Source organism: Ruegeria arenilitoris (assembly GCF_013035315.1).
Taxonomy (GTDB): Bacteria; Pseudomonadota; Alphaproteobacteria; order Rhodobacterales; family Rhodobacteraceae; genus Ruegeria; species Ruegeria arenilitoris_D.
The window spans coordinates 415,821-436,110 of sequence record NZ_WQHP01000003.1 but is presented as its reverse complement, the minus strand read 5'-3'; the positions used below and the strand labels follow the sequence as shown (position 1 = coordinate 436,110).

General features: G+C 58.4%; 22 protein-coding genes and 1 riboswitch. Of the genes, 15 read left to right on the top strand and 7 right to left on the bottom strand.

Annotation, left to right across the window (positions count from 1 at the left end; translation table 11 throughout):
• Positions 1-37: 37 nt before the first annotated feature.
• Positions 38-466, top strand: a complete 429-nt coding sequence (locus tag GOV53_RS09470) for an FKBP-type peptidyl-prolyl cis-trans isomerase (protein ID WP_170465736.1) — start codon at positions 38-40, stop codon at positions 464-466.
• A 30-nt stretch (positions 467-496) separates the two neighbouring features.
• Here the strand turns inward: GOV53_RS09470 and GOV53_RS09465 are convergent, their stop codons facing one another.
• The 4 genes from GOV53_RS09465 to fabA are packed head-to-tail and all read right to left on the bottom strand — an operon-like array spanning position 497 to position 3,297.
• Positions 497-670 carry a hypothetical protein gene (locus tag GOV53_RS09465; RefSeq protein ID WP_170465733.1) on the bottom strand — a complete coding sequence of 58 codons (174 nt, stop codon included), beginning with the start codon at positions 668-670 and terminating at the stop codon, positions 497-499.
• 59 nt (positions 671-729) lie between these two features.
• The gene (locus tag GOV53_RS09460) at positions 730-1,521 is read right to left on the bottom strand and encodes an enoyl-ACP reductase FabI (RefSeq protein ID WP_170465730.1); all 792 of its coding nucleotides are present in this window, start codon (positions 1,519-1,521) and stop codon (positions 730-732) included.
• Between the two features lie 5 nt (positions 1,522-1,526).
• Entirely contained in the window at positions 1,527-2,756 is a 1,230-nt protein-coding gene (gene fabB, locus GOV53_RS09455; RefSeq protein WP_170465727.1) for a beta-ketoacyl-ACP synthase I, read from the bottom strand.
• Positions 2,757-2,787: 31 nt separating this feature from the next.
• Positions 2,788-3,297, bottom strand: coding sequence for a bifunctional 3-hydroxydecanoyl-ACP dehydratase/trans-2-decenoyl-ACP isomerase (gene fabA / locus GOV53_RS09450; RefSeq protein WP_170326986.1), 510 nt, complete (start codon positions 3,295-3,297; stop codon positions 2,788-2,790).
• A 187-nt stretch (positions 3,298-3,484) separates the two neighbouring features.
• On the opposite strand from fabA, the gene irrA reads away from it, so the two are divergent.
• A complete protein-coding gene (irrA, locus tag GOV53_RS09445) occupies positions 3,485-3,901 on the top strand; it encodes an iron response transcriptional regulator IrrA (RefSeq protein WP_170426794.1) in 417 nt (138 codons plus the stop codon).
• 1 nt (position 3,902) lies between these two features.
• Here the strand turns inward: irrA and GOV53_RS09440 are convergent, their stop codons facing one another.
• The gene (locus tag GOV53_RS09440; protein ID WP_170465724.1) at positions 3,903-4,793 is read right to left on the bottom strand and encodes a LysR family transcriptional regulator; all 891 of its coding nucleotides are present in this window, start codon (positions 4,791-4,793) and stop codon (positions 3,903-3,905) included.
• An 86-nt stretch (positions 4,794-4,879) separates the two neighbouring features.
• On the opposite strand from GOV53_RS09440, the gene GOV53_RS09435 reads away from it, so the two are divergent.
• Positions 4,880-5,677, top strand: a complete 798-nt coding sequence (locus GOV53_RS09435; RefSeq protein WP_170465721.1) for a phytanoyl-CoA dioxygenase family protein — start codon at positions 4,880-4,882, stop codon at positions 5,675-5,677.
• Positions 5,678-5,706: 29 nt separating this feature from the next.
• Here the strand turns inward: GOV53_RS09435 and GOV53_RS09430 are convergent, their stop codons facing one another.
• Positions 5,707-6,570, bottom strand: a complete 864-nt coding sequence (locus tag GOV53_RS09430; RefSeq protein WP_170465718.1) for a hypothetical protein — start codon at positions 6,568-6,570, stop codon at positions 5,707-5,709.
• Between the two features lie 120 nt (positions 6,571-6,690).
• Here GOV53_RS09430 and miaB point away from each other — a divergent pair, with 120 nt between their 5' ends.
• From miaB to cmk, 10 genes are all read left to right on the top strand, one after another.
• Entirely contained in the window at positions 6,691-8,010 is a 1,320-nt protein-coding gene (gene miaB / locus GOV53_RS09425) for a tRNA (N6-isopentenyl adenosine(37)-C2)-methylthiotransferase MiaB (protein WP_170465715.1), read from the top strand.
• Positions 8,011-8,178: 168 nt separating this feature from the next.
• Positions 8,179-8,958 (top strand): outer membrane protein, encoded by a 780-nt coding sequence (locus tag GOV53_RS09420; RefSeq protein ID WP_170465712.1) that lies wholly within the window; start codon positions 8,179-8,181, stop codon positions 8,956-8,958.
• A 145-nt stretch (positions 8,959-9,103) separates the two neighbouring features.
• Positions 9,104-10,126: a PhoH family protein gene (locus GOV53_RS09415; RefSeq protein WP_170426789.1), complete on the top strand. Its 1,023-nt coding sequence runs from the start codon at positions 9,104-9,106 to the stop codon at positions 10,124-10,126.
• A 33-nt stretch (positions 10,127-10,159) separates the two neighbouring features.
• Entirely contained in the window at positions 10,160-10,654 is a 495-nt protein-coding gene (gene ybeY / locus GOV53_RS09410) for an rRNA maturation RNase YbeY (protein WP_170465710.1), read from the top strand.
• A gap of 36 nt (positions 10,655-10,690) precedes the next feature.
• Positions 10,691-11,578 carry a hemolysin family protein gene (locus GOV53_RS09405; protein WP_170465707.1) on the top strand — a complete coding sequence of 296 codons (888 nt, stop codon included), beginning with the start codon at positions 10,691-10,693 and terminating at the stop codon, positions 11,576-11,578.
• Entirely contained in the window at positions 11,575-13,071 is a 1,497-nt protein-coding gene (gene lnt / locus GOV53_RS09400) for an apolipoprotein N-acyltransferase (protein WP_170465705.1), read from the top strand. Before GOV53_RS09405 ends, lnt begins: the two co-directional genes overlap by 4 nt.
• Before the next feature lie 42 nt (positions 13,072-13,113).
• Positions 13,114-13,161: riboswitch (SAM-SAH riboswitch) on the top strand.
• Between the two features lie 5 nt (positions 13,162-13,166).
• Positions 13,167-14,348, top strand: a complete 1,182-nt coding sequence (metK, locus tag GOV53_RS09395; protein ID WP_170465702.1) for a methionine adenosyltransferase — start codon at positions 13,167-13,169, stop codon at positions 14,346-14,348.
• Between the two features lie 92 nt (positions 14,349-14,440).
• A complete protein-coding gene (gene trmB / locus GOV53_RS09390) occupies positions 14,441-15,151 on the top strand; it encodes a tRNA (guanine(46)-N(7))-methyltransferase TrmB (protein ID WP_170465699.1) in 711 nt (236 codons plus the stop codon).
• Positions 15,152-15,219: 68 nt separating this feature from the next.
• Complete coding sequence (aroA, locus tag GOV53_RS09385) at positions 15,220-16,566, top strand: 3-phosphoshikimate 1-carboxyvinyltransferase (RefSeq protein WP_170465696.1); 1,347 nt, start codon at positions 15,220-15,222, stop codon at positions 16,564-16,566.
• Complete coding sequence (gene cmk, locus GOV53_RS09380) at positions 16,563-17,180, top strand: (d)CMP kinase (RefSeq protein WP_170465693.1); 618 nt, start codon at positions 16,563-16,565, stop codon at positions 17,178-17,180. Before aroA ends, cmk begins: the two co-directional genes overlap by 4 nt.
• A gap of 25 nt (positions 17,181-17,205) precedes the next feature.
• Here the strand turns inward: cmk and GOV53_RS09375 are convergent, their stop codons facing one another.
• Entirely contained in the window at positions 17,206-17,685 is a 480-nt protein-coding gene (locus GOV53_RS09375) for a YHS domain-containing (seleno)protein (protein ID WP_170465690.1), read from the bottom strand.
• A 219-nt stretch (positions 17,686-17,904) separates the two neighbouring features.
• Here GOV53_RS09375 and GOV53_RS09370 point away from each other — a divergent pair, with 219 nt between their 5' ends.
• Together GOV53_RS09370 and GOV53_RS09365 are read left to right on the top strand one after the other, a co-directional pair.
• Positions 17,905-18,429, top strand: coding sequence for a hypothetical protein (locus tag GOV53_RS09370; RefSeq protein ID WP_170465687.1), 525 nt, complete (start codon positions 17,905-17,907; stop codon positions 18,427-18,429).
• A 174-nt stretch (positions 18,430-18,603) separates the two neighbouring features.
• Positions 18,604-20,289 (top strand): tryptophan halogenase family protein, encoded by a 1,686-nt coding sequence (locus tag GOV53_RS09365; RefSeq protein WP_170465684.1) that lies wholly within the window; start codon positions 18,604-18,606, stop codon positions 20,287-20,289.
• Position 20,290 lies beyond the last annotated feature (1 nt).

The window sequence follows — 20,290 nt, the reverse complement described above, 5'->3', positions numbered from 1 at the left end:
GCTTGGCCGCTCAACCCTATACCGGCCGGAGGCCAACATGACCGAAATCAAACAAGGCGACACGGTTCGCATCCACTACACAGGAACGCTGTTGGACGGGAACGTCTTCGACAGTTCCGAAGGACGCGAACCGCTGGAATTCGTCGTCGGGTCGGGGCAGATCATTCCGGGGTTGGATTCGGCCATGCCGGGGCTGGCCGTTGGGGATAAGAAACGGGTCGAGATCGCCTGTGTTGATGCCTATGGTCCGATCAATCCGGCTGCGCGTCAGCAAATCCCGCGCGAAGGTATCCCCGATGATATTCCGCTGGACCCTGGTACCCAGTTACAAATGCAAACCCCGGACGGTCAGGCGTTGGCCGTTACCGTTGTCGAGGCTGATGAGGCGACCGTGACGCTGGACGCAAACCATCCGTTGGCGGGGCAGGATCTGATTTTTGATATCGAGGTCGTTTCGGTCAACTAAACCAACCTGCAAGGACTCGGATCAGCCTGACTAAAGGCTGATCCAACCGTCAATGGCGGCGCGCACTTGGGGCTGCGTGAAAAACACGAACAGCATTAACAGGGTGGTCAGAGCCAGAAGCGCAACGCGTCCGCGTTTGCCCAGAAACCCAGACCGGCTGCGTGAACGGGCATTGCTTGAGATGATGTGATCGGTCTTGCTCATGCCGCTATCCCTGCCTGTGAAAGATGGTCAAATCTTGGCACCGGCAGGGAAAGATCGGGTCACATGTGATCGGGTTGCGGCATACCCAATATGTGGAAGCCACCGTCGACGCGGATGATCTCACCCGACGTGCAGGAACCAGCGTCAGATGCCAGGAAAACTGCAGTGCCGCCCACGGCCTCAAGCGTCGCGTTCGAGCGCATTGGTGCGTTCTGATCGCAGAACTTGTATGTCTTGCGCGCCCCACCGATTGCCGCACCAGCCAGCGTTTTCATCGGACCGGGCGAGATCGCGTTGACACGGATGCCCTCGGGGCCCAGATCGTTGGCCAGATAGCGGGTTGCGGATTCCAACGCGGCCTTGGCGACACCCATCACGTTGTAGTTCGGCACAACCTTGTTCGAGCCCTGATAGGTCAGGGTTAGCAACGTGCCACCATTGTCCTTCATCAACGGGTAGGCGCGGCGCGCGACTTCGATGAAGGAATAGGCCGAAACGTCCAGCGAGTGCTTGAAGTTGGCTCGTGTGGTGTTCAGGAACCGGCCGGTCAGTTCCGATTTGTCCGAATAGGCGATGGCGTGGACCACGAAGTCAATCGTTTGCCAGCGTGCGCCCAGTTCTTCGAATGCGCGATCCAGAGAGGCGTCATCCGTGACGTCCGCATCCACCATAAAATCGCTGCCAAGGCTTTGGGCCAGCGGCTCCAGCCGTTTTCCGAATGCCTCGCCCTGATAGGTGAATGCCAGCTCGGCACCAGCCTCGTGCATGGCTTTGGCGATGCCCCATGCGATCGAGCGATCATTCGCCACGCCCATGATCAGGCCGCGTTTGCCTTTAAGAAGATCCGACATCATACTCACCCGTTATACTTCGACAGAACCATGGACCCGTTCGTGCCGCCAAAGCCGAAGCTGTTGGTCATGACACTGTCTAGTCCTGCGTTTTCAACAACTTCCGTTGCAATTTCACCGGGCTGGATGCCTTCGGCAAGAGTGTCGACGTTAATCGACGGCGTAATAAAGTCATTGTCCAGCATCAGCAGACAGAAAATCGTCTCGAGCGCGCCCGCCGCGCCTTGCGCGTGGCCGGTCATGGATTTGGTAGATGAAATCGGCGGCACGTTGCCTTCGCCAAAGATGCGGCGGACGGCCTCAACTTCGCCGACATCTCCGACGGGGGTCGAGGTGCCATGGGCGTTGATGTAGCCGACTTTACGGCCTTCGGGCACGGTCGACAGAGCCAGCCGCATGGCGCGCTCGCCGCCTTCACCGGATGGGGCCACCATGTCGTGACCATCCGACGTGGCCGCGTATCCGGTTACTTCTGCATAAATCTTGGCACCGCGTGCCAGTGCATTTTCAAGGTCTTCGAGGACGACAATTCCGCCGCCGCCCGAGATGACGAAGCCGTCGCGGTTCTGATCGAAGGCGCGCGAGGCCTTGTCTGGCGTGTCGTTAAACTTCGACGACATTGCGCCCATCGCGTCGAACAGGCAGGAAAGGGTCCAGTCCAGTTCTTCGCCGCCGCCTGCAAACATGACGTCCTGTTTGCCCAGCATGATCTGTTCCGCAGCATTGCCGATGCAGTGCAGCGAGGTCGAGCAGGCCGACGTGATCGAGTAGTTGATGCCCTTGATCTTGAACGCTGTCGCCAGGTTGGCCGAAATCGTCGAGCACATGCACTTCGGAACGGCAAACGGCCCTATGCGCTTGGTCGCGCCGGTCTTCAGCACCGTCTGATGTGCGGTCAGCATCGCGCTGGTGGACGGGCCGCCTGACCCTGCGACAAGACCTGTGCGCGGGTTCACAACCTGATCTTCGGTCAGGCCTGCATCCGCAATCGCCTGGCTCATTGCGATATGAGCATACGCGGCACCGGGACCCATGAAGCGCAGAGTCCTTTTATCTACGTGCTGGGCCACATCGATTTTGAGCGTTCCGGCAATCTGGCTGCGAAAGCCGTGTTCAACCATCTGCTCATTGGCTTCGATGCCGGACTTACCAGCCTTGAGAGAGGCCAGAACCTCTTCAGCATTGTTCCCGATCGAGGAGACAACTCCCAAGCCGGTGACAACTACTCGACGCATGTGCGTGCTCCTTATTTCGGGCCGGTCAGGCTCAGGCTTCGGACAGAACGACTTTCATGTCTTTGACGTCGTAAATCATCTCACCGTCCGCTTCGACGATTCCATCCGCAACGCCCATTGTCAGACGGCGCGTCTGGATCGCTTTTTTGAAATCGATTTTATAGGTCAGCATCTTGCGGTCCGGGCGCACCATGCCGGTCAGCTTGACCTCGCCGACACCTACGGCCATGCCGCGCCCCTGCCAGCCACGCCAGCCCAGGTTGAAACCAGTCAACTGCCACAGGCCATCCAGGCCCAGACAGCCGGGCATGATCGGGTTGCCGGGGAAATGGCAGTCAAAAAACCAGAGATCCGGGGTGATATCGAATTCAGCCAGAACATGGCCTTTTCCATGCGCGCCACCGTCGGCCGAGATGTCGGTGATCCGGTCCATCATCAGCATCGGCGGTGCAGGCAACTGGGCATTGCCGGGGCCGAATAATTCGCCACGGGCGCATTTCAGCAGATCGTCCTTGTCAAAGCTGCTCGGGAATTGGGCCATTCTGCCGCCTCTCCTGCCAGGGGTCCGTTCGTTATATCTGGCCTCGTCTAGCACCCGTATGCAAGGTCCTGCAAGACCACCAGGTCACATCCTCTTCTTCAGATGGCATTCTTTGCGAATGAATTTCATTTGAAATTACCCGAACACCGCACTTATATATGGATAAGCAACAATTAGGTTTCGGATAATGACACCTCAGAGCCAAAACAGAGCCACGGAATGGTTGGTGGACGCAGGGCTGCGCCCGACGCGCCAGCGCGTCGCTTTGGCTGAACTGCTGGTCGGCGACGGCCTGCACCGGCATGTTACGGCCGAAAGCCTGTTCGAGGCCGCCAAAAAGAATGGTGATGCCGTGTCGCTGGCGACAGTCTACAACACGCTGCGTGCATTTTGTGAGGCTGGCGTTCTGCAGGAAATCACGGTTGACGGGTCAAAAAGCTATTTCGACACCAATACGCATGATCACCCGCACTTCTACTGGGAAGACGAAAGCCGCCTGAGCGATGCGCCGTCTGACCAGTTGGTGATTCAGCGCCTTCCCGAGGCACCCGAAGGGGTAGAGATCGCATCCGTCGACGTCGTGATCCGGCTGCGGAAAAAGTAACTTAGGCCAGTAGCTCCATCAGAATCTGCTCCGCTTGTGCCGTGTCGGGGTCCGCAGGACCTGTGCCATGACGCGCCAGCACAACAGGTTCTGCGGCGATGTCGTCCCGGACTGGGCGGCTGATCAGGGGCATTCCATCATAGCTGTGGTCTGAAGGCGGGTTGGCGTAACTTATTGCGACCCCTTCGTGATGGGCGGCCAGGCTCCGCTGAATTTCCAGTGACGCGGCCCGATGAGCGACCGAAGGATTCAATCCAAGCTGCCGGAAAAGCCCTAGCACGTGTTGCGCTGACAAGCCTTCGTTGGACAGGATCAGAGGGTAGGCGGCCAGTTCGCTCAGCGAAACAGAGCTGTTCCGCGCCAAAGGATGATCAGGGGCTACGATGGCGTTGGGACGACTGGGAAACAGGGTCTGTTGTTGGAACCCGGCATCCATACTCAGGCCGTAAGTCACCGCCAGATCGATGCGCCCATCGATCAGATCCGAGATCAGCCCTTCGAACCCGTCCACTTTGTACATAATTGTCAGATCCGGCAGTGCAGTGCGCAAGTGTCGCAGAGCCTTAGCCAAGATGAACGGAGCGAGGTCCACGAAGCACCCCAGTCGCAACTGGGTCTTGTTTGCTCTGACCTCATCTGCCGCTTCAAGGCGAGCGGCGCTTGCCAGAAGAATCTCCGCGTCTTCTATGAACCTGCGACCTTGCGGTGTCAGTGCCATGGCCGCTCCGCGTTTGCGTGTGAAAAGCGGATAGCCCAGATGCGATTCGACACGGGTCAGGGCAGTGGACAGGGCTGGTTGCGAAACGTTTAACTGCTGCGCAGCCGCGGACAAGCTGCCAAAGCGCCCAATTGCGCACACATATTCGTACTGGCGAAGCGAAATATATAACATGAAATTAAATCTAACTTAGAAAGATATTATTTGAACAGAGGGGTTATCCATGCACAGATCGACAGACCACCGGCATGGAGATTCAGATGACGCACACTCTGGTTACGCAAGAGATGATAGACACCTATCAGCAGGACGGCGTGGTCCTGATCAAGGGGCTGTTCGCTGACCATGTTGAGGCCCTGCGGGATGGGATCGCCGCGAATATGGCGGAGCCCGGACCCTACGCTTCTGAGAACAAGAAAGAAGGCGAAACCGGCCGGTTTTTCGACGATTATTGCAACTGGTCGCGGATCGAGCAATTTCAGGCGGTCATTCAGGACTCCCCAGCCGCCGAAGTTGCGGCAGATTTGATGCAGTCTGACATCGTTCAGATGTTCCACGACCATGTATTGGTCAAAGAGCCCGGAACCTCGATGGCGACGCCATGGCATCAGGACGGCCCGTATTACTTCGTGGAAGGGCAGCAGACGATCAGCTTTTGGTCGCCGCTTGATCCGGTCACGCAGGCGACGTTGCGATGTGTCGCCGGTTCACACCGGTGGGAAAAAGAGGTGCTGCCAACTCGCTGGGTATCGGAAGAAGGGTTCTTTCCCGACGAAGGCCAATACATCCCAGTGCCTGACCCTGACGCAGAAGGGATGCGGGTGGTCGAGTTCGAGATGGAGCCGGGCGACGCCGTGGCCTTCAATTTCCGCACGCTGCACGGCGCACGGGGAAATCAATCAGATAGCCGCCGGCGCGCCTTTTCACTACGTCTCGTCGGGGACGATGCCCGCTATGTCGAGCGACCTGGCCGTACGTCACCGCCGTTTCCGGGGCATGACATGGAGCCGGGTCAGCGCCTGCGTGAAGACTGGTTCCCGGTACTGCTGCGACGGTGATCACGCACTGTTTGGGCAAAGAAAGCAGGTCAGAACCACTGGCCCGTTTCGATCAACCCCAGCTCAAGTAACTGGTTTGACGACCATTCGAACGGAATCGAGTTACGCCAGCGGAAGGTCGGGATGTCGAAGGTTGACCCCGAATTGGTTTTCAACGCCTTGGCCGCCCGGAACGAACAGACTGCAGCCGTCAGATTGTGGTGCCACGGGCAAGAATAGGTGTTGTATTCTTCGTCAGTGAAGGTGTGATCGGACCGCAGAGCTAATCCAGGTTTGGATTTGAACAGGGCGATGCGGTCGATTCTGCGGCTTTGGACCGGCACGTGTTCCTCGAACCGCCACCTCAGCCCGCCAGACATATCCAGCTGTCGCTCTTTGGGATGTTTCTTAGCGTCCAACCGAGCCTGAGCAAAATAGCCTGTTCGGTCCAGCATTGCCCGTTCCGGGGAAACTGCGTTTGGAAATGCATCCAGATCATCTGCGTACAGGTCGACCACGTGGGTCAGCATCGAATCCCGGCGCTCTTCTGTGTGGAACGCCAGCATTTCGCCAATCTTGCGCATCTCGCAGAATGGGAAAAACAGGTATTCCGCGTTGTAGCAATAGTGCATCCAGAGACCCGGAGCCGCCTCGATGATTCGGTTGATCGTCTCAAATACAACCGTGCGCGGGACACAGCTGAGCGGTACGCGATGGATGCGGTCGGAAAGCTCGGGGTTCAGTCCGAAGGCCTGCGGCATGAAGACGATCAGCGACTTGAATCCAAGGTTCAGATGATGCCGGATGGTGCTGTCGATTTCGACCTCATCCTCGACAAACACCAATGCTACGGGCCCCTTGGTCAGCGCCACCTTGCCCGTTTGCAGGAAACTGTCGAGGGATTCGTATTGCATTGCCTGTCCGCTGCTGCCTTGCTGGAGTTTCGGGTCAGAATCGGGTAATCGCGTCGCCATTGCAAGCGGCGTTCGTTGGGTATAGACGACGCCGGTCCCGCGAATGCAAAGGCCGTTTTCATGTCAGAACCGAAAAAGCTGTACATCAAGACCTATGGTTGCCAGATGAACGTCTACGACAGCGAGCGTATGGCGGAAACTCTGGGCGGGCAGGGCTATGTGGAAACCAAAAGCCCCGATGACGCAGACATGATTCTGCTGAACACCTGCCATATACGGGAAAAAGCGGCTGAGAAAATCTATTCCGAGCTTGGCCGTTTCAAGGGTTTGAAGAACGAAAAGCCCGACCTCAAGATCGGTGTCGCGGGCTGTGTCGCGCAGGCCGAAGGCGAAGAGATCATGCGCCGCCAGCCAATGGTGGATCTGGTTGTCGGCCCGCAAAGCTACCACCGCCTGCCCGAGATGGAGGCCAAGACCCGCACGGGTGCCAAGGCGCTGGACACGGACTTCCCCGAAGAGGACAAGTTCGAAAAGCTCAAAACCCGTCCCAAGGCCAAGCGAGGCCCGACCGCGTTTCTGACCGTGCAGGAAGGCTGCGACAAGTTCTGCGCGTTCTGCGTGGTTCCCTACACGCGCGGGGCCGAAGTCAGCCGTCCCGCCGATCGTATTTTGCGCGAGGCGCAGGATTTGGTCGAACGCGGCGTGCGCGAGATCACTTTGCTGGGCCAGAACGTCAACGCCTATCACGGCGCGGGGCCAAACGGAGACATGACTCTGGCCGGGCTGATCTGGGAGCTCAATAAGGTCGACGGGCTGGAGCGCATCCGCTTTACCACGTCACATCCCAACGACATGGCCGATGATTTGATCGAGGCGCACGGGACCTGCGAAAAGCTGATGCCCTATCTGCATCTGCCGGTTCAGTCGGGTTCGGACCGGATCCTCAAACGGATGAATCGCAGCCACACCGCCGAAAGCTATTTGCGCCTGATCGAACGTATCCGCGCCGCGCGCCCGGATATCGTGATGTCCGGCGACTTTATCGTGGGCTTCCCTGAAGAGACCGAAGAAGACTTCCAGTCCACAATGGATTTGGTGGAAGAGGTCAAATACGGCTACGCGTATTCGTTCAAGTACTCGACCCGACCCGGAACTCCGGCTGCCGAGCGGTCTCAAGTTGATCCTGAGGCGGCGGATGACCGCCTGCAGCGCCTTCAGGCCCTGATCACCCGCCATCAGCGCGAGATTCAGGACGCCATGGTTGGCCGGAACGTCAAAGTTCTGTTCGAAAAGGCGGGCCGTTTGCCAGGGCAGATGGTCGGAAAATCCGAGTATCTTCATTCGGTTCACGTGTCCGACGCCGATGTGGCCGTTGGCGAGCTCAGAGGCGTGCAGATCACCTCGTCCGGTGCCAATTCACTTGGCGGTGTGTTGCTGTAACCCCGGATTTATCCGGTGTTTGGAAACCATTGTGATCTGTTAATTCCAAATTAACCCTTGATTTATCACTTGGAACTATGTTCCGAGAAAAATCAGCTTTTCTAGGGGCCTAGGGTTTTGGGCCTCGCGGGAACCATATCTGTTCGGGCCGGGTGGTCGGTGCGGGCAATGGAAAGGGTACGAGTGAAGACTTTGGAACGTTTTAGTGGACCGCTGTTGAAATCCGCTCTGTCGGTTGTGATCGCCTTTACGGTTCTTCCCGGAACGACAGTGGCGGGCAATCTGGACCAAGGGCTTTCTGATCCCCCTGTCATCAATCCAAAGCGGTTCGGAAGCGACGTCAGCGCCTTTTATCTGGGAACAACTGGCCTCTATGCCCTGGGCGGAAACGAACGGTTTGGGTTGAACACACCAAACGGAACCTCAGAAGTCGGTGAGCTGGATCTGAGTGGCACTCTGGGCGGTCTGCGCGCGGGCTGGCGTGGTGTTCTGCCTGCAAAAGGCGGGCGCGACTATGTCTACGGATTCGAGCTTGGATACGAGTTCGGCTCGCTCGACGACACGGCCACGGGCCAGGTGGACGGCAATGCTGTCAGCGGCGGGTCCAAAGTGTCGAACGTATTCTCGATTCGTCTGCGTAACGGTCTGACCAACCGCAGCGGTACCGTTCTGTACTATGTTTCAGCCGGATACGTGAACGGTGACATCGAAACCACAAGTCAGCAGGCCACCCGGTCGGCCATCCAATCCTTCGAGGACAGCGGACGTCGTAGCGGCTTTTCCGCCAGTATCGGGGCCGAGCATAACCTGACCGAACACTGGTCGATTACGGGCGAATACGAATACGTTCAGTTCAGCGCCGAGGATGTTCGGTTCGACAACGGAACCTCGACCAGATCCACGCCGAAATACCATGGTCTGAAGATCGGTTTGAACTACAGGTTCTGATTCTCGGTCCGAGCGTCGACCTGGCATTCCGTCTGCGCGCATGGGCCGTTTTGCCATCCGACCGGGAAAAAATGAATCTGTGGCTTGCGCCCACCAAGATTTCTTGTCTACGCTCGGGGTGAAACGCCAAGATCAGGAGAGCGGATTGGCCATCGGTGCCCTTACCCCACCGCAAGATGAAATGCCTCAGCGCGAAGCGTTTGTTGAGTTTCCAGACAACCGATTGTTAATAGACCTTTGCGGCGAATATGATCGCAATCTGACGGATATTGAGCACAAGCTGTCCGTTCAGATCGTACGTCGCGGGAATCAGCTGGTTGTCATGGGCGACGAGGACGCTCAGAAACAGGCGATCGAGGTTCTGCAGGCCCTTTATACCCGGCTGGAAGGCGGGCGCGATGTTGAAGCGGCCGATGTTGACCGTGAGCTGCGCATGGGCGGCTCCGAGACCGGAACGGGGACTCGCGACGGCGACCAGCTTGAGATGTTCAAGGGCGGCACCGTCGAAATTAAAACGCGAAAAAAACTGGTCGAGCCGCGCACAGATGCGCAAAAAGCCTATGTGCAATCGTTGTTCAACAACGAACTGGCCTTTGGAATTGGCCCCGCCGGTACTGGCAAGACCTATCTTGCCGTCGCTGTTGGTGTGTCGATGTTCATCGGCGGGCACGTGGATCGGATCATCCTTAGCCGTCCTGCTGTTGAGGCTGGTGAAAAGCTGGGTTATCTGCCCGGCGACATGAAGGACAAGGTCGATCCCTACATGCAGCCGCTATATGACGCGCTGAATGATTTTCTGCCGGGTAAGCAACTGGCTAAGCTGATCGAAGAAAAGCGTATCGAAATCGCGCCGCTGGCGTTCATGCGCGGTCGAACACTGGCGAATGCGTTTGTAGTGCTGGATGAGGCGCAGAACGCCACGACCATGCAGATGAAGATGTTCCTGACCCGTCTGGGCGAAGGTAGCCGGATGGTGATCACTGGCGACAGGTCGCAGGTTGACCTGCCACGCGGCGTTCAATCCGGTCTGGCAGATGCCGAACGGTTGCTGAAGACCATTCCGAACATCAGCTTCAACTATTTCACCTCCAAGGACGTGGTGCGTCACCCGCTTGTGGCGGCCATTATCGAAGCGTATGAGGCCGACTCGGGCCGCGAGACTGCATAGCCATCGCAGCCTTTGGGCTTTGGATATGGTGCGATGAACCTTGAAGTGACGATCGAAGATGACCGCTGGCAACAGCTGGAACCGCTGGCTGCGCGCGCAATTGGGGCCGTATTGGATCACATTGGCCTGCAAACTGAGCTGTGTGAGGTCAGTGTGCTTGGATGCGATGACGAGCGGATTGCCGATCTGAACGCCGAGTTTCGTGAAAAGCCCAAGCCGACCAATGTGCTCAGCTGGCCTGCCGAGGATTTGGCTGCTGAAAAAGCCGGGGATACCCCGGAGCTACCAAGCCCTGACTTTTCCGGAGAGATCGCGCTGGGCGATATCGCGATCTCTTATGACACCTGTTCACGCGAGGCGGCGGAAGCGGGAAAATCCATGGATGATCACGTCACACATCTGATCATTCACGGAACGTTGCACTTGCTGGGTTATGATCACATCCGTGACCCCGACGCCACTTTGATGGAGGGGGTCGAGGCCGAGATACTTGGCAAACTGGGTATCGATGACCCATATAGTATGTAATAGGGGCCGCATTGGCCGATCATTTGGAACAGGATTATGGGCGATACAGACGGCAGTTCTATGGCGGCGCAAAGCGCGCAACCCAAGGACAGCGGTGAAAATGCCAGCGAAAAAGCGGGCTTCTTTTCTCGAATAGTGGACGCGTTCTCGCCGCAGAGCGAGGAACAGGTTCACGAGGCCAACGGACACGAGGTCGACAAGGTGCAGCCCAGGGGCATGATAAACCTGCGGCGGATGCGGGTTGAGGATGTCGCCATCCCGACGGCGGAAATCGTATCGGTGCCCTCTACGATCAGCAAAGATGAACTGGCGCAGGTGTTCCGAGAAAGCGGCCTTTCACGGATTCCGGTTTACGAAGGGACACTCGATACCCCTTTGGGGTTCGTCCACCTCAAGGATTTTGCACTCACACACGGATTCAACGGTACGGGATCGGATTTTGATCTTGTCTCGATGCTGCGGACGCTGCTGTTTGTGCCGCCGTCGATGCCGATTGGCGTTCTGCTGACAAAGATGCAGACCGAACGCCGCCACATGGCACTGGTGATTGACGAATATGGCGGCGTTGACGGGCTGGTCTCGATCGAGGACCTGATTGAACAGGTGGTCGGCGAGATTGCGGATGAGCATGACGCGGACGAAGGCCAGATGTGGGTTCAGGAAAAGCCTGGCTGTTACATCGTGCAGGCCCGTGTGCCGCTGGAAGAGTTCGAGGCCGAGATCGGCCAATCTCTGACCAGCCACGAAGATGTGGATGAAGAAGAGATCGACACTTTGGGCGGTCTTGTCTTCATGCTGTCCGGTCGCGTACCGGCCCGAGGCGAAGTAGTTCTGCATCCCGAAGGCCCCGAGTTCGAGGTGATCGACGCCGATCCGCGCCGCATCAAGCGCCTGCGTGTCATGTTGCCGGATCGCGTTGGATGAACCCCGCACGGGGCTGGCCATTTTGGTTGCGATTGCTATCTGCGGCGGCGCTGGGCGCGGTCGCAGCGTTTGGTCTTGCTCCTTTTGGTATTTTGCCCGCAAGCGTTGCCGCTCTTATGCTGCTGGCTCCGCTGTTTCTGACGACCGAAACCCGGGTGCGGGCGGCTTGGCTTGGCTGGGCATTTGCGACCGGATACTTCGCCCATGCGCTCAGCTGGATAGTCGAGCCATTTTTTGTTGATGTACAACGCCACGGCTGGATGGCCCCGTTTGCACTGACCTTCATGGCAGGCGGGCTTGCGTTGTTTTGGGCGTTGGCGTTTTGGATCGCGCGGCGGCCCAAGGGGCGGCCTGTAACACAAGCCGTTTTTCTGGCCATCTCAATTTCACTGCTTGAATTTGCGCGTGGATATGTCCTGACGGGCTTCCCTTGGGCAGGCATTGCGCAGCTTTGGGTGGACACACCGGTCGCGCAGCTTTTGTCTATTTTTGGACCATACGGTCTTGGCGCTGTGACTCTGCTGGCGACTTTGCCGTTGGGCGCAGCCCTGTCTGAACGCAAAGGATTTGCAGTGCCGCTGGGCCTGACGGTCGGGGCGGCCGTCGTATCGCTGGCCTATGCCGCGTCACGTCCGGTCGTCACTGAAACCGACCATGTTGTTCGGCTTGTTCAACCGAACGCCCCGCAGCATCAGAAATGGGACCCGGACTATGCTCCGCTTTTCTTTGCTCGTCAGCTGGAGTTTACAGCGGCTGGCCCGCGACCTGATCTGATCGTCTGGCCTGAAACCTCTGTTCCGGCGTGGCTGGGCAGCGCTCAGCCCTATCTGGATGCCGTGGCAAATGCGGCTCAGGGTACGCCTGTTTTTCTGGGTATCCAAAGGGGTGACGGCCCACGCATCTACAACTCGATGATCTACCTCGATGAGGCGGGCCAGATCCAGGAGCTTTACGACAAACATCACCTCGCCCCGTTTGGAGAATACGTGCCCTTTGGCGATGTGATGGCGCAGTTTGGCATCTACGGAATGGCCGCGACTACCGGCAATGGATTTAGCGCTGGGCCGGGCGCGGCTCTCTTGGACGCGGGCAAACTGGGTATGGCTTTGCCGTTGATCTGCTATGAGGCCGTTTTTACGCAAGATGTCCTGTCGGCCCCTGGCCGGGCTGATTTCTTGCTACAGATCACAAATGACGCTTGGTTCGGTACCCGCTCGGGGCCGTACCAGCACCTCGCGCAAGCGCAGATGCGCGCGATCGAACAGGGCCTGCCAATGATGCGGTCGGCCAATACGGGGGTGTCGGCGATGATTGACCCTTTGGGTCGGATTACCGACGCATTGCCGTTGGGGCAGGCAGGCTATGTCGATGCCAAATTGCCCGCGCCTCTGGCTCCGACCATCTATGCGCGGATCGGAGACTTTCCGGTTTTCGTTTTGCTTGCCGCCATGTTTTTGCTGCTTTGGCGCAACGATTTACAGTGGCAACGCTAGTTTCGGATTGACGCTGAGTTTCAGGCTGCGTATCCGGTTGCATGCCCATCACAACGGCTTCCTGGCGTGATGGGGAAACTTAATGGAGCACATTCATGTCCCGACAGAACTACACTTTTACTTCGGAATCCGTTTCCGAAGGGCACCCGGATAAGGTTTGCGACCGCATTTCCGATGCCGTACTTGACGCTTTTCTGAATGAAGAGCCCGAAGCACGCGTGGCGTGCGAAACCTTTGCAACGACCAATCGTGTCGTCATTGGTGGCGAAGTAGGTCTGTCTGATCAGGACAAGCTGCACGACTACATGGGGCGCATCGATGAGATCGCCCGCGCTTGTGTCAAAGATATTGGCTACGAGCAGGACAAGTTCCACCACGAGACCGTCGAGGTGACGAACCTGCTGCACGAGCAGTCCGCCCATATCGCTCAGGGTGTGGATGCGGCGGCTGATAAGGACGAGGGTGCCGGTGACCAAGGCATCATGTTCGGCTATGCCACCACCGAAACGCCCGCGTTGATGCCCGCTCCGATCCAGTACTCGCACGCGATCCTGCGCCGCCTTGCGGAAGTGCGTAAGAATGGAAACGAGCCCGCACTTGGCCCGGATGCCAAATCGCAACTCTCCGTCGTCTATCGTGATGGCAAGCCGGTCAGTGTCAGCTCGATCGTTCTGTCGACACAGCACCTGGACGAAGCGCTGAGCTCGGATGACATCCGCGCAATCGTTGAACCGTACATTCGCGAAACTCTGCCTGAAGGCTGGTTGAGCAATGAAACCGAGTGGCATGTGAACCCCACCGGCAAGTTCGTCATCGGCGGCCCCGATGGTGACGCTGGCCTGACCGGGCGCAAGATCATCGTCGACACTTACGGTGGTGCCGCACCGCATGGCGGCGGCGCGTTCTCGGGCAAAGACCCGACCAAGGTTGACCGGTCGGCCGCTTACGCAGCGCGCTATCTGGCAAAGAACGTGGTAGCTGCAGGCATGGCCGAACGCTGCACCATCCAGCTGAGCTATGCGATCGGCGTCTCAAAACCGCTGTCAATCTATGCTGACACGCACGGCACCGGGCAGGTTTCGGACGCCGAGATCGAAAAGGCTGTCGGTCAGGTGATGGACCTCACCCCGCGGGGTATTCGTCAGCATCTGGAGCTGAACAAACCAATCTATCAGCGCACCGCCGCGTATGGCCATTTCGGTCGCGAACCGGATGCGGATGGCGGCTTTAGCTGGGAGCGTACCGATCTGGCTGATGCGCTCAAAGCGGCGGTCTGATCCCAAAAAGTCAAAGCGCGCCCACGATGGCGCGCTTTTTCGTTCAAGCGCCGGGGTTGCAACACTTGGACCTGCGCAGTATGGGCACCGCCATGAGCACCCAGACACCACAACGGCCCCGCAGAAACTTCTATGGTCGCTTCAAGGGAAAAACCCTGAAGCAGAGTCAGAAGACGTATCTGGACGAAGACCTCGATGCCCTGTCACCGGGCGCTGTTGATTGGGAGACCAACCCTGAACGTCACCCGCTGAATCTGGATGAGCTATTCGGCGGCAAGGACGTCTGGCTTGAGGTCGGTTTTGGCGGCGGTGAGCATCTGGTGCATCAGGCCGCCAGCAACCCAGATATCGGGATCATTGGGGCAGAACCTTACATCAACGGCGTCGCCATGCTGCTTGGTAAAATTCGCAAGGCTGGCGTCGAAAACCTTGCCGTGCATCCCGGTGATGCACGCGATCTGTTTGACGTTCTGCCCGAGGCCAGCATCTCTCGTGCCTTTCTTCTGTATCCCGACCCATGGCCCAAAACGCGGCATCATCGCCGCCGGTTTGTGACGCCCGAACATCTGGAACCTCTGGCCCGAGCGCTAAAGCCGGGGTCGATTTTCCGTGTGGCAACGGACATCCCCGACTATGTGCGTCAGACGCTGGAAGAGGTCCCGCGCGCGGGTTTTGAATGGCTGGCCGAGCGTCCCTCGGACTGGCGCGAACCATGGGATGACTGGATCTCTACCCGTTACGAGCAGAAGGCGCTGCGCGAAGGCCGAACGCCACATTACCTGACCTTCCGCCGTAAAGGCTGATTGCCGCTGGACCAACCGGCCCCAATTCGCTAATCCGCCTTGGACTGATAGCGAAAACAGGAGCCCCCATGTCCGGACACGGCACGCCCATCCCGATGACCTCGCATCCCTGCGGCCCGCTGACCGGCACGGCGGAGGTGCCCGGCGACAAGTCGATCTCGCACCGGTCTCTGATCCTGGGCGCGATGGCCGTGGGCGAGACCCGCATTTCGGGCCTGTTGGAAGGCGAAGACGTTCTGGACACCGCCAAGGCCATGCGTGCCTTTGGGGCCGAGGTTACGGACCACGGTGACGGTGAATGGACCGTGCACGGCGTGGGCGTCGGTGGGTTCGCCGAACCCGATCAGGTGATCGACTGTGGTAACTCGGGCACCGGCGTGCGGCTGATCATGGGCGCGATGGCGACCTCTCCGATCACGGCGACTTTCACGGGCGATGCCAGCCTGAACAAGCGCCCTATGGCGCGTGTGACAGACCCGCTGGCATTGTTCGGCACGCAATCGGTGGGCCGCTCGGGCGGTCGTTTGCCGATGACTATTGTTGGCGCAGCCGATCCGACACCGGTCCGCTATGAGGTTCCGGTGCCCTCTGCGCAGGTGAAATCAGCGGTTCTCTTGGCCGGCCTCAACGCGCCGGGCAAAACCGTGGTGATTGAGAAAGAAGCCACCCGCGACCATTCCGAGCGGATGCTGGCGGGTTTTGGTGCTGCGATCACTGTTGAGGATACGGACGAAGGCCGCGTCATTACCCTGACCGGACGTCCCGAGCTGAAGCCACAGGTCATTGCTGTCCCACGCGATCCGTCCAGTGCGGCCTTCCCAGTCTGCGCGGCGCTTCTCACGCCAGGTTCGGACGTGTTGGTGCCGGGCATTGGTCTGAACCCCACCCGCGCCGGGTTGTTCACCACGCTGCGCGAGATGGGTGCGGACCTAACCTATGAGAACGAGCGCGAAGAGGGCGGCGAGCCTGTAGCTGACCTGCGCGCAAAGTACTCGCCCAATATGAAGGGCATCAACGTGCCGCCGGAACGCGCGGCATCGATGATCGACGAATACCCGATTTTGTCCGTGGTTGCGGCCAATGCAACCGGCACCACGATGATGGGCGGCGTGAAGGAGCTGCGCGTCAAGGAAAGCGACCGGATCGACGCCATGGCGCGCGGGCTGCGTGCCAACGGTGTGACCGTGGATGAGGGCGAAGAATGGTGGTCGGTCGACGGGCTGGGCATCGGCAACGTCCCCGGTGGCGGCACTTGCGAAAGCTTTCTGGATCACCGCATTGCCATGTCCTTCATGGTGATGGGGATGGGTGCGAAGTCCGCGGTTTCCGTTGACGACGGTGGTCCGATCGCCACGTCGTTTCCGATCTTTGAACCGCTGATGGCGTCTCTGGGTGCCAAGGTCGAGCGTACATGAGCTTTACAGTCGCCATTGACGGCCCCGCCGCCGCAGGCAAGGGCACGATCTCGAAAGCGGTCGCTGCCCAGTTTGGGTTCGCGCATTTGGATACTGGCCTGTTGTACCGGGCCGTCGGGCGTCGAACGCTGCAAGGAATGGAACCCATCGCGGCGGCGCAGGCACTTACAGCCGAGGAGTTGGAGCAGGGCGACCTACGCACGGCCGAGATCGCGCAGGCCGCGTCCAAAGTGGCAGTAATCCCTGAGGTTCGGGCGGCTCTGGTCGATTTCCAACGCGCCTTTGCCCGTCGGACCGGGGGCGCTGTGCTGGATGGCCGCGACATTGGTACAGTGATTTGCCCCGAGGCCGAGGTGAAACTGTTTGTGACTGCCAGCCCCGAGGTTCGGGCCGAGCGTCGCTATCTTGAGCTCAGCGCCAAAGGCAGCGATGTGACCCGCGAACAGGTGCTGGCTGATGTCCGGGAACGTGACGCACGCGACGCAGAACGCAGCACCGCGCCGATGAAATCGGCAGGGGATGCGGTCCTGTTGGATACCTCAAACCTGAGTATCGAAGCTGCATTGGCAAAAGCCGTCGAGATTATCGAAAAGGTTCGGCCCGCGGGAACTTGATCCCACGGGCCATACAGGGGCTGGATTACAGCTCACTCACTGCAATGGTTTTGATTTTCGACCACTGGTCGTCTGCCGTTTTCGACGTGGCGATGACATCTTTTAGAAAGGCTGCACGGGTTTCTGCGTTCAGAAACAGGTACAGCTTTCCATCAGCCACCAGGTACTGATCGGGGTCACCGTCGAACTTTTTGCCGACCGAAACCCCGAACGAACAGAACCCGCCGTGCTGCGGCAGATAGGCTGCGGGGTTGGCTTCGAACGCCTCGCGATTGGCTGCGCTGGCAAAATAGTAGGAGGCGCCGTCATAGGTGGCGGAATGCGTGGCAAAGCCTTCGACCGGGTTGCCATCATTGACCAGGGCCACAAGGTCGACCCCATGCGCGGCCAGCGGCGCACCAGCGGCGGAGATACCGTTTGAAACGTTGATCTCATCTGCCGCAAAGGCCGGGGCGGCAATCAGGGGCAGCGTCGCGATAAGTGTGCTCAGGACAAAAGACTTCATGATGTGCTTCCTTTCAGGTTCAGTATCCGGCCAGCTGATCTGCCAGCCGCTGACACAAAGCTAGGAGCGGGGTTTTGAACGCGCTATCGCAGTAAGCCCCAAGTACTTTGCAGATCGTTCAGAGTTTGCGGAGGCCCGGAAACACTCATCACTAAGCTTTGTTTGGTCACGCGCGCAGTCGCTCCCTATTGTCGAAAGATACCCAGCAGGAGCGTTGCCATGATCCGTCTAGCCATTTTTGTGATTTTCCTTGCCGGAAGCGTAGTGGCCCAAGAGGCCGCTGAACCCGAACCTCCGATGACCTATGAACGGCTGGGCAAGATCGTCTTTGCACTGGATCCCGATGCGCAACCGCTTGGGCCGGGGTTCCAGATGACAGTCTCGGATCGTTCGGTGTTGGTGGTCACGGACATCAACGCGGACCGGATGCGTGCGATGATTGCAATTCGCAGTGCCGAAGGTTTGTCGCCCGCCGATCTGCAGCGCATGATGCAGGCGAATTTCGACAGTACCCTGGATGCGCGTTACGCGCTTGCCAATGGCACATTGTGGGCGGCGTTCATTCACCCGCTGTCGCGACTGAATAAAGAGCAGTTGATCTCAGGGCTGGCCCAGACGGTAAACATCGCTAACACCTATGGGACCCTCTACACCGGCGGTGCGGCGGAGTTCGGAGGGGGCGACAGCCAGGACCTTCAGCGCGCGTTGATCGAAGAGCTCTTGAAGAAAGGCGAAGAGATCTGATTGCCGGTGCAAAGTAGGCTTATCCTTATCGCATAAAATTCGCTGCCCTTAGACCCTAGCTGGATGCAGGAAAGCTGATATAGTCGCTGACACGCCAAGAGGGAAAGCTGAACAAGCCCTAAAGAATAAAGGGCAGGCAGCTACAAAATTCCCCGAGCCAACAGGGACTAAAAAATGAATAATCGTCTGAGTAAAATCACCATCGTCGGTGGTGGTACGGCAGGTTGGATGACCGCGCTGATCCTCGAAATGGTGTTGTCACGCACGTCGGCAACTAAGGATCGCCCGCGCATCTGCCTTATAGAAAGCCCCAATATCTCGACCGTTGGTGTCGGTGAAGCCACGGTGCCGCGCATGCCGGTCACGTTACGCCAGGCGGGGATATCCGAGCGGGACTTTTTTCGGGAAACCAACGCGTCATTCAAATTGGGCGTGAAGTTCTGCAATTGGAACAAGGACGCCAAAGGCAATCGCATCGACTATGTGAACCCGTTTGCCCATGGCCAATTGTTGGAAGGGCTGGAAAGCGCCGAATACTTCCTGCGGTTCGGCAACGGGGATCGGGATTTCACGCAATCAATCTCACCGCACGATGATCTGGCCCGCATGTGCAAAGGTGCGCGGCAGCTGGGGCAGCCCGAGTTCGAACAACGGTTTGGCTATGCCTATCATCTGGATGCGGTAAAGTTCGCCGGTATGCTGACCAAGGTCTGCACCAAGCGTGGCGTCGAGCACATCCAGGACGAAGTGCAATCGGTCGAGTTGGATGAGCAGGGCAACGTCAGCCACCTGATGCTGGAGCGCAAAGGCCGCCATGACGTCGAGATGGTGATTGATTGTACCGGCTTCCGCGGGCTGATCATCAATCAGGCGCTGGGCGAGCCGTTCATGGACTACTCGGACTATCTGCCCAACGACCGGGCCATGGCTCTGCAGGTCGAACACCCGGACCCAGAGAAAATCGAAAGCGTCACGCGCTCTACCGCCCTTGGGGCTGGTTGGACGTGGCGGGTACCGCTCTATAACCGAGTGGGCACGGGTTATGTGTATTCATCGGCGCATCGAACAGATGATCAGGCGGCGGATGAATACCTTGAATGGCTAGGCGATGGCGGCAAGGGGCTGACGCCGCGGGTGATCCCAATGCGGGTAGGTCGCGTGCGCCATGCCTGGGTTAAAAATTGCGTTGCTATCGGTTTGTCCGGCGGGTTCATTGAACCGCTTGAAAGCACGGCGATCCACATGATTGACCACGCAGTGCGCTGGTTCGCCGAACACCTGCCAACGAAAGACATCGAGCCCGCCTTGCGGGCCAGATACAACCGGCAGATGGACAAGCTTTATGATGAGGTTCTGGACTTCATCTGCCTGCACTATCGGTTGGGTAACCGTACAGACGACCAATACTGGATCGATGCCCGTACCGAGATGAAAATTCCCGACCGGCTGGCCGAAAACCTTGAGCTATGGCAGCATCGCTTGCCTATGGAACATGATATCGAGTTCGCAACGCTCTTCAATTTCCGCGTCTACCAGACGGTGCTGCTGGGAAAACAGGTCTACGACACGGGCTATGGAGAGGGCATCCGTGACCGTTTGCGGCCCCTGAAAAAGCCGATTTGGTTCCAGTGGTGGAAGGGTGCCAAGATGGATCTTGCGCAGATCCTCAAGTCCATGCCGGATCACAAAACGCTGTTGCGAGATATTCGCGGCGAGTTGGAGCGGCCAGCATTTGGCAAGGCACAGGTCGCGCAGCCCACGGTGGCGATGCCGGGTACGGCTCCGGCGCCTGTGATGGTCCAGAACATGCCGAACTTTACCGAAATTCAAAGCGGCTCCAAGGACCTGCAATTGTTCTAAG

What these genes read in the sequence shown, in the direction of transcription:
- GOV53_RS09420 (WP_170465712.1), top strand. Translation starts at nt 8,179, where the DNA reads ATGGAAAGGGTACGAGTGAAGACTTTGGAACGTTTTAGTGGACCGCTG.
- fabA (WP_170326986.1), bottom strand. Translation starts at nt 3,297, where the DNA reads ATGGCCCAATTCCCGAGCAGCTTTGACAAGGACGATCTGCTGAAATGC.
- ybeY (WP_170465710.1), top strand. Translation starts at nt 10,160, where the DNA reads ATGAACCTTGAAGTGACGATCGAAGATGACCGCTGGCAACAGCTGGAA.
- GOV53_RS09430 (WP_170465718.1), bottom strand. Translation starts at nt 6,570, where the DNA reads ATGCAATACGAATCCCTCGACAGTTTCCTGCAAACGGGCAAGGTGGCG.
- trmB (WP_170465699.1), top strand. Translation starts at nt 14,441, where the DNA reads ATGAGCACCCAGACACCACAACGGCCCCGCAGAAACTTCTATGGTCGC.
- GOV53_RS09435 (WP_170465721.1), top strand. Translation starts at nt 4,880, where the DNA reads ATGACGCACACTCTGGTTACGCAAGAGATGATAGACACCTATCAGCAG.
- GOV53_RS09465 (WP_170465733.1), bottom strand. Translation starts at nt 670, where the DNA reads ATGAGCAAGACCGATCACATCATCTCAAGCAATGCCCGTTCACGCAGC.
- GOV53_RS09460 (WP_170465730.1), bottom strand. Translation starts at nt 1,521, where the DNA reads ATGTCGGATCTTCTTAAAGGCAAACGCGGCCTGATCATGGGCGTGGCG.
- cmk (WP_170465693.1), top strand. Translation starts at nt 16,563, where the DNA reads ATGAGCTTTACAGTCGCCATTGACGGCCCCGCCGCCGCAGGCAAGGGC.
- GOV53_RS09375 (WP_170465690.1), bottom strand. Translation starts at nt 17,685, where the DNA reads ATGAAGTCTTTTGTCCTGAGCACACTTATCGCGACGCTGCCCCTGATT.
- miaB (WP_170465715.1), top strand. Translation starts at nt 6,691, where the DNA reads ATGTCAGAACCGAAAAAGCTGTACATCAAGACCTATGGTTGCCAGATG.
- metK (WP_170465702.1), top strand. Translation starts at nt 13,167, where the DNA reads ATGTCCCGACAGAACTACACTTTTACTTCGGAATCCGTTTCCGAAGGG.
- aroA (WP_170465696.1), top strand. Translation starts at nt 15,220, where the DNA reads ATGTCCGGACACGGCACGCCCATCCCGATGACCTCGCATCCCTGCGGC.
- GOV53_RS09405 (WP_170465707.1), top strand. Translation starts at nt 10,691, where the DNA reads ATGGGCGATACAGACGGCAGTTCTATGGCGGCGCAAAGCGCGCAACCC.
- GOV53_RS09365 (WP_170465684.1), top strand. Translation starts at nt 18,604, where the DNA reads ATGAATAATCGTCTGAGTAAAATCACCATCGTCGGTGGTGGTACGGCA.
- lnt (WP_170465705.1), top strand. Translation starts at nt 11,575, where the DNA reads ATGAACCCCGCACGGGGCTGGCCATTTTGGTTGCGATTGCTATCTGCG.
- fabB (WP_170465727.1), bottom strand. Translation starts at nt 2,756, where the DNA reads ATGCGTCGAGTAGTTGTCACCGGCTTGGGAGTTGTCTCCTCGATCGGG.
- GOV53_RS09440 (WP_170465724.1), bottom strand. Translation starts at nt 4,793, where the DNA reads ATGTTATATATTTCGCTTCGCCAGTACGAATATGTGTGCGCAATTGGG.
- GOV53_RS09470 (WP_170465736.1), top strand. Translation starts at nt 38, where the DNA reads ATGACCGAAATCAAACAAGGCGACACGGTTCGCATCCACTACACAGGA.
- irrA (WP_170426794.1), top strand. Translation starts at nt 3,485, where the DNA reads ATGACACCTCAGAGCCAAAACAGAGCCACGGAATGGTTGGTGGACGCA.
- GOV53_RS09370 (WP_170465687.1), top strand. Translation starts at nt 17,905, where the DNA reads ATGATCCGTCTAGCCATTTTTGTGATTTTCCTTGCCGGAAGCGTAGTG.